Annotated in this window: 11 protein-coding genes; 7 read left to right on the forward strand and 4 right to left on the reverse strand. The window is 57.0% G+C overall.

All coding sequences use genetic code 11. The annotated features are described in order from the left end of the window. Positions 1 to 100: 100 nt before the first annotated feature. A complete protein-coding gene (locus M0D67_RS24960; protein ID WP_266240123.1) occupies positions 101 to 1,630 on the reverse strand; it encodes an AMP-binding protein in 1,530 nt (509 codons plus the stop codon). Positions 1,631 to 2,057: 427 nt separating this feature from the next. Here M0D67_RS24960 and M0D67_RS24965 point away from each other — a divergent pair, with 427 nt between their 5' ends. The 3 genes from M0D67_RS24965 (at position 2,058) to M0D67_RS24975 (ending at position 4,728) form a co-directional block, all read left to right on the forward strand. Then, a complete protein-coding gene (locus M0D67_RS24965; RefSeq protein ID WP_266240124.1) occupies positions 2,058 to 3,167 on the forward strand; it encodes a TauD/TfdA family dioxygenase in 1,110 nt (369 codons plus the stop codon). 52 nt (positions 3,168 to 3,219) lie between these two features. Continuing rightward, complete coding sequence (locus tag M0D67_RS24970) at positions 3,220 to 3,993, forward strand: class II aldolase/adducin family protein (protein ID WP_266240125.1); 774 nt, start codon at positions 3,220 to 3,222, stop codon at positions 3,991 to 3,993. Between the two features lie 174 nt (positions 3,994 to 4,167). Continuing rightward, positions 4,168 to 4,728 (forward strand): HD domain-containing protein, encoded by a 561-nt coding sequence (locus M0D67_RS24975; RefSeq protein WP_266240177.1) that lies wholly within the window; start codon positions 4,168 to 4,170, stop codon positions 4,726 to 4,728. Between the two features lie 659 nt (positions 4,729 to 5,387). Here M0D67_RS24975 and M0D67_RS24980 read toward each other — a convergent pair. The 3 genes from M0D67_RS24980 to M0D67_RS24990 form a co-directional block, all read right to left on the reverse strand. Beyond that, positions 5,388 to 5,756 (reverse strand): hypothetical protein, encoded by a 369-nt coding sequence (locus M0D67_RS24980; RefSeq protein ID WP_266240126.1) that lies wholly within the window; start codon positions 5,754 to 5,756, stop codon positions 5,388 to 5,390. A 147-nt stretch (positions 5,757 to 5,903) separates the two neighbouring features. Next, positions 5,904 to 6,866 (reverse strand): NAD(P)-dependent oxidoreductase, encoded by a 963-nt coding sequence (locus tag M0D67_RS24985; RefSeq protein ID WP_266240127.1) that lies wholly within the window; start codon positions 6,864 to 6,866, stop codon positions 5,904 to 5,906. Positions 6,867 to 6,884: 18 nt separating this feature from the next. Then, on the reverse strand, positions 6,885 to 7,151 hold the full coding sequence (locus tag M0D67_RS24990) for a hypothetical protein (RefSeq protein WP_266240128.1): 267 nt from the start codon (positions 7,149 to 7,151) through the stop codon (positions 6,885 to 6,887). 399 nt (positions 7,152 to 7,550) lie between these two features. Between M0D67_RS24990 and M0D67_RS24995 the strand changes: the two genes are divergently transcribed. The 4 genes from M0D67_RS24995 (at position 7,551) to M0D67_RS25010 (ending at position 13,865) form a co-directional block, all read left to right on the forward strand. Continuing rightward, complete coding sequence (locus M0D67_RS24995; RefSeq protein ID WP_266240129.1) at positions 7,551 to 8,396, forward strand: Crp/Fnr family transcriptional regulator; 846 nt, start codon at positions 7,551 to 7,553, stop codon at positions 8,394 to 8,396. Positions 8,397 to 9,572: 1,176 nt separating this feature from the next. After that, positions 9,573 to 10,559, forward strand: coding sequence for an NADPH:quinone oxidoreductase family protein (locus tag M0D67_RS25000; protein ID WP_266240130.1), 987 nt, complete (start codon positions 9,573 to 9,575; stop codon positions 10,557 to 10,559). Positions 10,560 to 10,649: 90 nt separating this feature from the next. Beyond that, entirely contained in the window at positions 10,650 to 11,402 is a 753-nt protein-coding gene (locus tag M0D67_RS25005) for an enoyl-CoA hydratase-related protein (protein WP_266240131.1), read from the forward strand. 378 nt (positions 11,403 to 11,780) lie between these two features. Continuing rightward, positions 11,781 to 13,865, forward strand: coding sequence for a 3-hydroxyacyl-CoA dehydrogenase NAD-binding domain-containing protein (locus M0D67_RS25010; protein ID WP_266240132.1), 2,085 nt, complete (start codon positions 11,781 to 11,783; stop codon positions 13,863 to 13,865). Positions 13,866 to 13,884: the final 19 nt, after the last annotated feature.

Consider the following 13,884-nt stretch of genomic DNA (forward strand, 5'->3'; position numbering starts at 1 on the left):
CCAATCTGCGCGAGCAATTCTCGTCGCGTGCCACGCCGTCAGAAGGCCCGATATGTGAGCCCACCTAATCTGACTGGCGACCAATATCGATCTACCGCACTCAATTCACCTGGCGAGAAAGACCTTCCCAATATGGTTGGCGCAATAGATATTTCTGCAACTTGCCAGTCGCATTTCGCGGAAGCTCATCGCGGAACTCAACACGTTTAGGGCACTTGTAGGCAGCCAGATGCAGGCGACAATGTGCAATGAGTTCTGCGTCAGTCGCAGCTTGATCGGTGTCAAGGACAACAAGCGCAGTGACCAGTTCGCCCCACTTTTCGTCCGGAATGCCGATGACCGCGACATCGCGAACTGCGGGGTGCGACGTCATCACATTCTCGACCTCGACTGAAGCGACATTCTCGCCACCCGAGACGATGACATCTTTGATCCGATCGGTAATCGTGAGGTAGTTGTCTGAAATGAAACCACCATCACCGGTCCGAAACCAGTCACCATCACTTGCCCTAGCCGTCGCTTTCGGATCGTTCCAATATGATTCGAGAATTCGGCTCGAGCGCGCAAACACTTCTCCGTCGGGCTCCATCCTTAGTTGCACGCCCAAAGCCGGTGTACCGGCACGCCCAAGCAGCCGGGCTTGTTCGAGAGAATCCAGATCGTCCCATTCTGCGCGCATACGATTCAGCGTAAGAACTGGACCGGTCTCGGTCAAACCATACATCTGGATGAACTCCCAACCAAGTTCATCTCGCACTCGTTGAATGGTTCGGGTTGGCGGCGGCGCACCCCCACAAATGATTCGGAGGCGACCGCATCCGGGAATCGGGCCTTTCCACGTCTTTGCGCCATCGAAGACCGCGTTCACCACGGCAGGCGCGGCACATAGGTAGGTCACGCCGTGCGCCTCGATTCGCCTAAGGAGTTCCACTCCGTCCATTTTCCGCAAAACAATTTGCTTGACCCCCATCGCAGTAGCCGCGTAGAGGTGCCCCCACCCGCTTGCATGGAATGCCTGAACTGCGTGCAGGTAAACATCCCGATCGGAGACAGATGTCTGCCAACCAAATACAGTCGCGTTCAACCACAGATGCCGGTGTGACATTTGCACACCTTTCGGTAACCCTGTCGATCCCGATGTGTAGTTGATGACGGCTGTCGATGCCTCATCTTCGATCCACGGCACCGGATCCGCTGTACTGCCCCAGATCTGATCATCGTCATCCCCAAATACAAATGTTCTCTGGCACGGGACGGAATCCTTAAGGTGGCGAAACTCAGGGTCGAGCAAAAGGACCTCTGCACCCGAGTGGGCCACGATGTGCCGGACCTCGGCGGGAGCAAGGCGAAAATTCACCGGCACCAGCACGCGCCCCCACCCTGAAACTCCATAGTAAGTGCATATGAGTCGCGCCGAATTCTGGGAGACAATAGCTACACGAGAACCTACGGGAACCCCCAACTCGTCCAAGGTTGCGGCCTGTGCACGAGCTTTACGGCCGAGTTCTGAGTACGTCACTTCGCCCCATGACTTGGCGGGCTGAACCTCTTCGTCAACTATCGCAATGCGGTCGGGGTACGCAGCGAGCGCGTGGTCCAGAAAGTCATTGATTACCAGTGGTTTATACATAGACACTCCGAAATTTTTCCACAGACGGAACCTCAATAGGCTCCCTCTCGTATTTGCTTCAACACCAAAATCCAGAATAATCAATACATTTCGCTATCCGAAGCGTATTTACGCGACACATGATGAAAAGCGTTTTCGATACAACCACTTCCCATTGCTGACCAGTTTGACAAAATTTGTCCAAAACTCTGTATCAACCGATACGGTACGACCCGAGGGTTTTCCCGCCCAGTTGAATTGCTGTAAACACACCGCGCTCCATCACCCTATGCCGGGGATCTGGGAAATTTTTTTGATTTATCTGTCCGTTTCGTATCGGCTGATACAGCAGACAGTGGGAGCGAGAAATACAGTGGATTGCACGAACCGCTCAATGCCCAGGTCGTGCATTGCATCAAGGTTCTCACCTGAAGACAAGGAGACTTTAATGACCGATACAGCCGTCAATCCACCCAGTGTCGAGACACTGAGCGTCGATTCCTCCAGTCGGGTTTCTGGCACACGAACCGCTTTGGGCGATGAGGTGACGGTGTACTTGCACCCGCAGGGCATTCCGCTATTCGTCACGCCCGTATCCAATCGCCTCAAATCGGATTTTTCAGCTTTTCACGCATGGCTGGTTGACCATGAGGAGGCCATTGACAAATTGCTGCTCGAGTTCGGCGCCGTCCGGTTCCGCGGATTTCCCGTCAAGGGGCCGGAGCAGTTTCGCGATCTGATGTCGCACTACCCGAGCGCCACGATGGGATACAAAGGTGGTGGAAGTGCGCGTGCGGAAGTTCTTGGTAGGGTAATGGAATCGACACGCACACTCAGTGACCGCTTCATTGCGCTACATCAGGAGATGTCCTATCAGCGCCAATGGCCGCTGAAGATCGCGTTCTACTCGAATGTAGCGGCGGATTCTGGCGGAGCCACCACGATCGCGGATATCCGCCACTTCGAACCGAAGATTCCGCAGCGGATCCGCGACGAGGTACGCAAGCGCGGCGTGCTATATCGCCGTAATTTCCGTGACGTGCGTGTCCCGGTCGAAGGCGTGAGCCGGCAGTATCTGAACATGCACCGGCCATGGCAGGAAGCCTTTTTCACCGAAGACAAGGCCGAGGTCGAATCGGCATGCGAAGCAGCAGGCATGCAATGGCAATGGCTGGAGGATGACAGCCTGCAGACCGACACCCACAAGCCGGGATTCGTCACTCATCCGGTGCTTGGCACAAGCCACTGGTTTAACCAGATCAGCAACCTGACCTCGCTGCCGCCGGACTCACGGCTTTGGTACAACACGCTGGCGCCCGAGGACCTTCAGCAAGGCAAACGCTCCTCCACCGAAGTCATGTTTGGTGATGGCGGAAAAATTCCAACCGCGGATGTCGTGCTCCTGCGTCAGATCGAAGGCGAAGTTGTCGTTAACGAGCCCTGGCAACCCGGGGAGTTCATGTTGCTGGACAACATCCTTTGCAACCATGGCCGCACGCCCTATGAAGGCGAGCGTGACACGCTGGTTCAACTCTTCGGGACGGCGAGCAATGAATAATGCACACCTAATCGATGATACATCGACTCTAGACTGGCCCGGTGTGGCTCCAATGAATCAGGACCAGGCGGTTGCCAGCGAGGTCAGTGACCCAGCCGCGCAGGAGTGGCGGGTGCGGGTCGATCTCGCCGCCTGCTACAGACTGGTCGATCTGTTCGGCTGGAGCGACCTAATCGCGACGCATATTTCAGCGCGGGTGCCAGGACACGAGGATCTATTCTTAATCAACCCCTTTGGCATGACCTTCGATGAGATTACCGCTACCGGTCTGATCAAAATCGATCTCGAGGGCAACGTGGTAGACGAGTCGCCCTATAGCGTTAACAAAGCAGGGTTCACCATCCATAGTGCCATCCATCAGGTGCGTGATGACGCTGGCTGCGTTATTCATCTGCATACCCTTGACGGCATGGCTGTGTCCGCCCTCTCGGAGGGTTTGCTACCGCTGAACCAAACAGCCATGTTTGCAACCAGCGACCTCGCACAGCACGACTATGAAGGGCCTGCCCTCCATCTGGAGGAGCGCGAGCGGCTGCAGCACGACCTGGCCGACAAGCATATGATGCTGCTGCGCAATCACGGCACTCTGAGCCTAGGCGCAACCGTCAGTGAGGCTTTTGTACGCATGTACATGCTGGAACGTGCGTGCTCGGCGCAGGTTCGAACCCTGAGCATGGGCCGATCGTTGCAAGAAGTCACGACCGACGCACGAACCAAAATGGAGGGGATGGGGGCGAGCCCAACAACGATGAGCCGCTACGGGCAACTGGCGTGGCCAGCAATGCTGCGTATGCTAGACCGAAAAATGCCGGGCTACGACACATAGGCCGCTGCTAGCGCTCTGCCGGCGTAAGCGGTGGGAGCGTCGCGTTAATCGCATTCACCGCTGAGAACTGCCGCAACGGCAGCAGGCGGTAGATTGATTGGACTGCAAATACTTTGCAGCTTAGGAAAATCTCTTTGGAGACAGGACGTGAGTAAGCAAGCAGCCTTTTCACATATGGAACAGAGCACCGCCGAAGACTGGGCAATCATTCTCGGCGAACTCAAGCCTTACGCAGCGAGACTGGCAGACCGCGTGCTCGACCATCTCAAGGCATTGGAGGACGATTGGGGCGGCTTGCCGGTTAGCCGCCTCACGCATTGCCTGCAGACCGCGACACTGGCGCACCGAGACGGCCGCGACGAAGAGTATGTAGTCTGTGCGCTTCTGCACGACATCGGTGACACGCTCGGCAGCTACAACCATCCCGATATCGCCGCCGCCATGCTCAAACCATTCGTCAGTCCGGAAAATGTCTGGATGGTCCAGCATCATGGTTTCTTCCAAGGCTACTACTTCTTCCATAAGATAGGTCTGGACCCGAACATGCGGGACCAATTTCTGAACCAGCCGGAACTGTTTGCACGTACTGCCGAGTTTTGCGACAAGTTCGATGCCCCAGCATTCAACAAGGATTACGACACGCTCCCTCTTTCGTTCTTCGAACCTATGCTTCGGCGGATATTCTCGAAGCCGCGCCATTCCATGTATGACAAAATGTTACGCCCCGCCGAATAAGCCGAGCGCGTTGTGCTGTGACTAAAGCGCGACGCGCAACGCAGTCGATAGAGTTCGTCGGAACATCGCCGATGCGAGCCCGGGATACTTAGGCCCCGGAATTGTAGGTGGGAGCGCCCGGGAAACCAGGAAACGGTTAACTGGAGTCGGTGCAAGCAGACGCCGGGGATTAAGCCAGTCGCCCATTTGGGAGGCTGTTCGACGGATTGCACGTTGCGCAAAAAACCGCGCCGATGAACGACTTCTGCCTTGTAGATACCGTTAGTTGTTTCAGCTGACAGGTCATCGTATGAGTCGTTCATGCCCCTCCGACGGTTCTATCAGGAACAGTCATCACCACCCACGCAGGCCCAGACAGCCACAGTAGATCTGAGAGCGTCACCTCGAAATTCGAACGGGAAGCCAAATGCGCACTTGCGAAGATCACGTGCCACCAAGCAAATCAGGTAGACGCACCGAGTAATAACGGGGGCAAACCCCGTCAATGTCTTCGTGGCAACGAGCATCGCTCGAGTTCCGACTACTGCCATCTGTGTGCGCTGGCGACGGCTCTCACTGGCGTCCCCGCCCACTCAAGAAAGCGCCCAAATGACCGACGCGCGCAGCCGCCTGCTGAAGCCACGGCGGCGTCTCAATCCATTGGTCGGCTCGTGCCTTGCCTACCCCTCCTCTGCAGTAACTTGCGAGCTTCGTACCGGTGCACGTGTTCTCCCAACGATTGTTGCCACAACAGAAAGTAAGCCGACCACAGATACAGCAGCGACGAACGCGATACTGGCTATCACACCGATGGATTCGTAGGTTGGCATGAGCGCCATTCCGGCCGTGGTCATTGTCATCACGACAAGCGATAGCTGAAACGCGGCACGACGGCCAAACCTGTCTCCGAAGTGACTCAGCACCAACCCACCGAGCGGCCTGGCAACATATCCCACCGCGAACGCGGCGAACGTTGCAATCATCGACATGGCGCCGCTGCCCGTCGGGAAAAAGGACTTCGCGACATACGGTGCGAAAATTCCGTACACGATGGCTAGTCCGACCATTCGCGCAATGCGAGCTCGACAGCCTGTTCTTTATGCTGCACCCGCGAGCGCGGCTACGCGCGTCCGCTTCGTGCAAATTGTCCAGGAGGATGAATGGAGATCAAGAATAACGAGAAGCTGGGGAGTTCCTCAATTGCCCCCGTTGTGGGTCCAGCCGTTCGCTTCGTCGCAGTCCTGCTCAAGGCATGCCGTGCGTGCTTCGATGGCTTGAATCACGGACACCATGTCAAGCCGGCCGTTACCTAGGTCGAGGCTCTCCCCGTAAAGTTTTTGGCTCAGATCCAGCAAAGGCGAAGCAACGCCAGCGGCACGCGCCGCATCCGCGATCAACTGGCAACTGGCAAAAGCGTCTGCGGTAGCCGCCTGCGCGGAGAAATCGCGCTCAATGAGTTTGGGGATCTTCACATGTGTGACGTCGCAAGCCATCGGACCCGAGTCGATCGCGACCTTAAAAGTGTTGAGATCCAAGCCGTTTCGCTCCGCAAAATGCGTCGCTTCGGACAAACCGACGAGCATCGTGTTCACGTAAAGATTTACTGCCAATTTCATAAGCAGTGCGTTGCCGACCGGGCCGCACATCACAGTTTCGCGGCACATTGGCGCGAGTATTGGGCGTATCCTTGCGACGGTTTCAGGATCGCCACCAAGCAAGGACACCAATTGGCCCGCCTCGGCCGGTTTCCGTGAACCGGACACCGGAGCTTCGACATAGCAACCGCCGGCGATTTCAATGTTGGCGGCGAGGTCTCGCGAGTAGTCTGGAGCAACCGAACTCATACTTACTATGGTGTGTCCTGCGACACGCGACTCAAACGCCGGCGTTCCACACCCTAACACTGCATCGATTGCCGAGCTATTTGCCACCATAACTATGACAGTTTCCGTCTGCCGGAATAGTTCGTCAGCACTATCCGCCACTCGGGCACCGACAGCGCGCAGTGGTTCGGTGCGTTCGGCTGAACGATTCCAGACGACGAGCCTCGTTCCGGCTTTCGCCAAACTCATAGCCATGGGTTGGCCCATCCCGCCAAGCCCGACAAAACCAATTTCATCTTGCACCTGAGACCAGGTGCCTTCCGTTGTGGATGCCATTTTCGATAATCCCGAAGCTCAGCCGAACAGATCGACCAGTCTGTAGCAAGCGGCGAGATCGACCCGCGCCCGCCACTCCTGCGCGGCTGGGTGACTGACCTCGCTGGCGACCGCCTGGTCTTGATTGAGGCGACTGGATATGGGCGTGACGAATAGCGGAGTGCCCTGCGGGCGCAAGTGCACCGCCACCTCATCGCCCAAAGCGGCCCGTGTGCCAGAAACCCGACTGGAGGAATCGACGCTCAGTGTCTCGACACTGGGTGGATTGACGGCTGTATCGGTCATTAAAGTCTCCTTGTCTTCAGGTGAGGACCTGGACGCAATGCACGACCTGGGCATTGAGTGGTTCTTGCAATCCACTGTATTTCTCGCTCCCACTGTCCGCTGTATCAGCCGATACGAAACCGGCGGTCGAATCAAAAAATTTATTGGATCTCACGCATTCGACGATTCAATAGGCACCGACTCATCCTTGCAGAGGTAGGTGTAATTGCTGATGCTCGCCTTCTATCGATTGGGCATTCTTAGGTAGCCGACAACAACGTTCAGGGTTGGCCCGCTTCTAGCCTTCGAGAGAAGTAGGGTCGGATAACGAGTGACCACCTCAGTGTTGTGGAGTGGCATGTAGCGTTTTCCAAAGCTATGCGAAGCGTTCGCCGTGGCAAGGAACGAAGGAGAGTCTGAATGAAGAATCCTCGAAGCGACGGGTTGTCAATCGAGACTGTGGCTGCACATGTTCCCGCGGCCTCGACGGAATCTCAACGAGACCAAAATGGAGTCTCGCATTCACGGCCGTCATCGCGCGACCCAGAAACTTCCCCGTTTTTGCTCCCGGAAGTAAGGGAAATCTCACGCAGCATCCTCAAGCTCGGAATAGAACGAATTTTCAAGCGAGGGGCACCTTTGTATCGCCAAGGCGAACCTGCCACGTCTCTTTACTACCCTCTGACAGGGCGTATCCGGGTCTTCATGAGTGGAATCGACGGCTCGGATCGCGACGTCGCATTTGCGGAACCTCATTCAATAATTGGCGAATACGGCATCTTCGATGACGAACCACGTTACACATCCGCCGTCGCCATCGAAGATTCGCGAGTCCTTGTGATTGACTATGCCGCAATCATGTCCGCCGGCCGGGCCGACCCGGAAATTTTCATCGAGATCGGTCGCCAACTGGCGCAGAAAGAGCGCCTCACGTGTATGCACATCATGTACGGCGGTCTGTCAGCGCGTGTGCGCATAGCAACGTTGTTCATCCAATTATTCAATGCACATGGAACACTAGAGACCGGCAACACAGCCCGTCTTTCAAAAAGTCACCGTGTCGAAGACTTTGCACACCTTGTAGGGGTGACCCGCGTGACAATGAGTCGCGAACTTGCGCGATTTGTGGAGGAAGGCATCCTTATGAAAGATGGTCGTGAAATCCTTATCTCTGACATCGCTGCATTGCGCGCTGTCGCAAACACCTCTGGACTGGTAAATCAACACGCAGATAGCGGAATTCGCCCCCGCCGCACCCATAGCTGACTACTCTATTTCCAGGAACGGACCGTGAACCAGAATTGAGGCAGCCCTGAAGCGGAAAAATCCACCGCTTACCAACAGCGGCTGGATCCGCCCGCGACGTGAATTGGCGTGCGAATTTGGCAGTCACCACCCACTGCGATGCCGAGTGAGGACGCGACCCGTAACTGTACTTGCGCCAGCCGCGATTTCGCTCCAAGCATCCCCGAAGGACAAGAACCAATGTGAGTTCGGGTATTCCAGGCGGAAATGCTTGACGAACGACTCGCCCCTCGCATCGTCGGTTGGCCTGTCGGGGCATGAGCAACCGGTCTTAATACACTATTCCTGTACCCTCACTTGCCGACCACCGCCAAGACCAATTCGCCGTCGTTGTCAGCCTTGAAGAAGCATCGTGGCCTCAACCCGCGGCTGTTTTCTAACTAGAAATCACCTATACCCTTTTGGGGGCTGTCGTCCCAGCCTTCCCGACGCAACATTACATGGATACAGCGGTAGCCGTAATTCGCGCGTGTTTGCGTGACCTCCCTTCTGCAGATAACGATCGCGTCCGCGTCGCTCAGTTGACTTATAGCTGCACACCGAGCGCGAAAGCTCCGGCAACCTGCTGGTGTGACACATGCGCACGCGAAAGCTTGGCGTCACGTGCAGTCACGAGTCCACGCAATCGGGAAAGCTTCAAAGTTTCTGCGAGAACGTAGCATGGCATTGTCAAACGGGTGACAAGTCTCGCCACAGCCGCCTGGGTTTTTCAGGCGACACAGTTCCATGTGTTCGCCCATCCATACCCTCGTGGGCCCAGTTATAGAACATCGCGTCGCCAATAGTTAGCTTGCAGACTCCTGGGGACCAGGTGCCCAACGCTACCTGCTTCACCGCGAACGCAATGAGCTCCTCGGTGTACTCGTTCTTCTTCACGCCATGCCCCCCTACTCGCCACGCTTGCGCCATGCCGGATTTCTCTACTTCTGGATGGTCAAGTCTTCAGGTCAACCTCAGCGTCGGCATAAGTGCCGTTATCGCGACGTTGAATCAAAGCGGCCGCATGGTCGTCCTGCAAGCGCCGTCGAGTCGGGATAATTTTTTTAATCGGCGATCAATTTCGTATCCCTTGATACAGCGGACGGCGGAACTGAGCAATAGAGTGACGTTACACAAACCATGAGGAACATTGAAGCCATGAAAGCGATCCAAATTACCAAACTGGACGGCCCGTCTACTATTGAACTTGTCGACATCGAGCATCCAAAGCCGGCGCACGATCAAATTCTAATCAGTGTTCGCGCCGCAGGCGTTGGATTCCCAGAACTTCTCCGGTCGCGCGGTCTTTATCACGAAAAACCTCCCCTGCCGTACACGCCCGGTTCGGAAGTCGCAGGAGTCGTAATTTCCGCTCCCAAGGATTCCGGATTTGTCGCAGGCGACAGGGTTGCCGCGATTGCGACGTTCCAAGGTCCGGATAACACAGCGTTGCCGATGATTGGTGGATTCGCTGAACAAGCAGTCGCCGCTGTCGACATGACATTTGCGCTTCCAGATGGCGTTTCGTTTGAGCAGGGAGCCTCTCTGCCGCTCAACTACCTTACTGCCTACTTCGCCCTCATCGAGCGCGGTCACTTTGTGTCGGGAGAGTCGGTTCTTGTCCACGGTGCGGCGGGTGGCGTTGGAACAGCGGCAATTCAAATTGCGAAGGCCTTCGGTGCGAGCAGGATCATCGCCGTAACTTCGACGCCCGAGAAAGGCGCCATCGCTGTTGCAGCGGGTGCTGATGAGTTTGTCCTGGCAGATGGATTTGGCAAAGCAATGAAGGCCTTCGGTGGCGTAGACATTGTGGTTGATCCTGTCGGCGGGGAGCGTTTCACCGACTCTTTGCGGTCGCTCAAGGAAAATGGCCGAATCCTGATTCTCGGTTTCACGGCGGGCACGATCCCTTCCGTCCAGGTCAATCGCCTGATGCTAAACAACATATCCGTGATCGGTGTTGGTTGGAACGTCTACAAGCGCCCCGGGCATTTGCAAGCCCAGTGGACGGCAATCAAGCCACACGTTCAAAGTGGAGTGCTTAGCCCAGTTGTCGGAAAGGCCTTTAGATTCCAAGATGCGTCAGAAGCCCTGCTGGCACTCGAACAGAGAATCGCAACCGGTAAGGTCGTGCTCGTCCCCTAAGTCAGTTGCAAACCAGCAGGTTTTTCCCGCCCGGCGGGCGGACCAAGTTTTGAAGACCAATGTCTCCCGTCCAGGAGAATGGAGCCGAGCATGACCCAACACGTACTCATCAACAATTCAGACGGAGTTCTCTCCATCAAGTGGAACAAGACAGACCGCCTCAACGCGTTCGACGCTTCAATGCTCGAGATTGCCGCACAAGCCGTCAATGAAGTGTCTGATGATGTGCGCGTAATCACGATCAGTGGTGAGGGTCGTGCTTTCAGTTCCGGAGGCGACTTCAAGAGCGGCATTGATGTTGAAACCGTGGACAGCGGTCACCGTCTTGTGCGGGCAATTGTGCGTTCGCGCGTACCCGTTGTATGCGGAGTCAATGGACCCGCAGTTGGAATGGCTTGCTCTATCGCTGTCGCCGCTGACATAGCGCTTGCCAAGCAGTCCGCCTACTTTCTCCTAGCTTTTGCGAACATTGGAATGATGCCCGACGGCGGTGCGACAGAGTTAATTGGCGCTTCGATTGGTCGAGCACGTGCTAACGGTATGGCAATGCTTGGCAACCGCCTGTCGGCTGATGACGCAATGCAGGCGGGACTAATCTACCGATCGGTAGACGACGAGACCTACGATGCCGAGTTAGTAGCCCTCGTGCAAAAGGTCAAGAATGGGCCCACGAAGGCGTTAGCTGCGATGAAGGGCGCCATTACGGCCACGACGCTATCACATCTGGATGAAGCCCTCGATCGCGAACGCGACGGGCAGGTACGACTCTTCGAAACGGAGGATGCGAGAGAAGGTGCCCTTGCCTTTCGCGAGCAACGGCCGCCGATCTTCCGGGGTCGATAGTAAATGCTGTCGGGGTAATACAGCCTGACCTTGATGCGGGTCGGGTTGAATGCATGTTGGCATCTGTGGCAAAGCGTGTACTTCGCGTCGCAAGCGCATCTCGCGAGCCGCGACGTGAAGTGAACATCGAGTTAGCAGCGAATGGTTCACGAACTGCTCAAATCTGCGGAGCGGTGTCAGCCAATCGGTTCTTCAAATCCTGATAACTAAAGCTTGCGTTCGACCGCTTGTGATTGGTAATCGTGAGTGTGAGTTTGCGGAACGGGAAAGCTTCTGCGGCGCTGAGGCATCCGCTGAGGATTGACGCGATTCGTAATATCTTCGGTGAAATGCACTTGTGAATTTCCAGACAATTTCGAGATTTTTAAAGGACCCAGCATGACAGCGCAGTATCAGGTTCAGGACGGTATCGCAATCATTTCGCTGAACAATCCCCCCGTAAACGGGCTCGGCCTCTCGACTCGAGCCGGTATCGTCGAAGGGATCGAGCGCGCGCAGAACGATCCGGCCATCAAGGCGATCGTGCTGACGGGCGCCGGTAAAGCCTTTTCGGGCGGCGCCGACATCACCGAATTCAATACACCGAAGGCGACCCAGGAGCCGACCCTCCATACGGTTATCAAGACCGTCGAGGGCAGCGCCAAGCCGGTTATCGCCGCGATTCATAGCGTCGCCATGGGCGGCGGGCTGGAACTGGCGCTCGGCGCGCACTACCGCATCGCTGCACCCGGCGCGCAGATCGCGCTGCCGGAAGTGAAGCTCGGCATCCTGCCGGGCGCGGGCGGCACGCAGCGTCTGCCGCGCGCAATCGGCCTTGAAGCCGCGCTCAACATGATCGTCTCCGGTGCGCCGGTGCTGTCGGAGAAGCTCGCTGATTCGGGTCTGTTCGACGAAGTCGTGGAAGGCGATCTGGCCGAAGCCGCGCTCGCGTTCGCCCGCAAGGTCGGCGCGAAAACGGGCCCGCATCCGAAGGTGCGCGACCGCAAGATCGAGCATCCGAATGCCGCCGGTTTCATCCAGTTCACACGCAATACGGTCGCGGCGATGGCGAAGAATTTCCCGGCGCCGCTGAAGTGCATCGACGCCGTGGAAGCGGGCGTGCAGAGCGGTTTCGACAAGGGCCTTGCATTCGAACGCGAATGCTTTATCGCGCTCGTGCAGACGCCGGAAAGCCACGCGCTGCGTCATGCGTTCTTCGGCGAACGCGCCGCGAGCAAGATTCCCGATGTGCCGTCAGACACGCCGGCGCGCGACATCAAGCAGGTGGCCGTGATCGGCGCCGGCACGATGGGCGGCGGCATCGCGATGAACTTCATCAACGCGGGCATTCCGGTCACGCTGCTGGAAACGAAGCAGGAAGCGCTTGACCGCGGCATCGCCACGATCCGCAAGAATTACGAAGCCACCGTCAAGAAAGGCAAGCTGAAGCCCGAAGCGCTGGAACAGCGCATGGCCTTGATCACGCCGACGCTCTCCTACGACGACCTGAAAAACGCCGACCTGATCGTCGAAGCGGTGTTCGAGGAACTCGGCGTCAAGGAGCAGGTGTTCAAGCGTCTCGACGAAGTGGCGAAGCCCGGTGCAATCCTGGCCTCGAACACGTCGACGCTGGATGTCGACAAGATCGCCGCTTTCACGAAGCGTCCACAGGACGTGGTCGGCATGCACTTCTTCAGCCCGGCCAACGTCATGAAGCTGCTCGAAGTGGTGCGCGGCAAGGACACGGCGAAAGACGTGCTCGCCACCGTCATGAAGCTTGCGAAGAAGATCAAGAAGACCGCGGTGGTCTCGGGCGTGTGCGACGGTTTCATTGGCAACCGGATGATCGAGCAGTACATCCGCCAGGCGCTCTTCATGCTCGAAGAAGGTGCGCTGCCCGCGCAAGTGGACAAGGCGATCGAGAAGTTCGGCTTCGCGATGGGCCCGTTCCGCATGAGCGACCTCGCGGGTAACGACATCGGCTGGGCGATCCGCAAACGCCGCTATCAGGAACATCCTGATATGCACTACTCGAAGATCGCCGATCGTCTGTGCGAGACGGGGCGTTTCGGGCAGAAGACCGGTGGCGGCTGGTACGACTACAAGGCGGGTGACCGTACTGCGTATCCGTCGAAAGTGGTCGACGAGATGATCTCGACCTTCTCGAAGGAAGCCAACGCTGAGCGCCGCAAGATCAGCGACGAAGAAATCGTCGAGCGTCTCGTGTTCGCGCTCGTCAACGAAGGCGCGAAGATTCTCGAGGAAGGCATTGCGTCGAAGGCGTCGGATATCGACATGGTTTATCTGACCGGCTACGGCTTCCCGCTCTATCGCGGCGGTCCGATGCTGTACGCGGATACGGTCGGCCTCTACAACGTCGAGCGCGCGATTCGCCGCTATGCGTCGCGCCCGAATGGCGACGCGTGGCAATTGGCGCCGAGCATCGCGGAGCTTGCCGCCAAGGGGCCCGGCTTTAACGGCTGAGCGGGACTAAACAGCCGCT

The organism is Paraburkholderia sp. SECH4 (genome assembly GCF_030511745.1).
Taxonomy (GTDB): domain Bacteria; phylum Pseudomonadota; class Gammaproteobacteria; order Burkholderiales; family Burkholderiaceae; genus Paraburkholderia; species Paraburkholderia madseniana.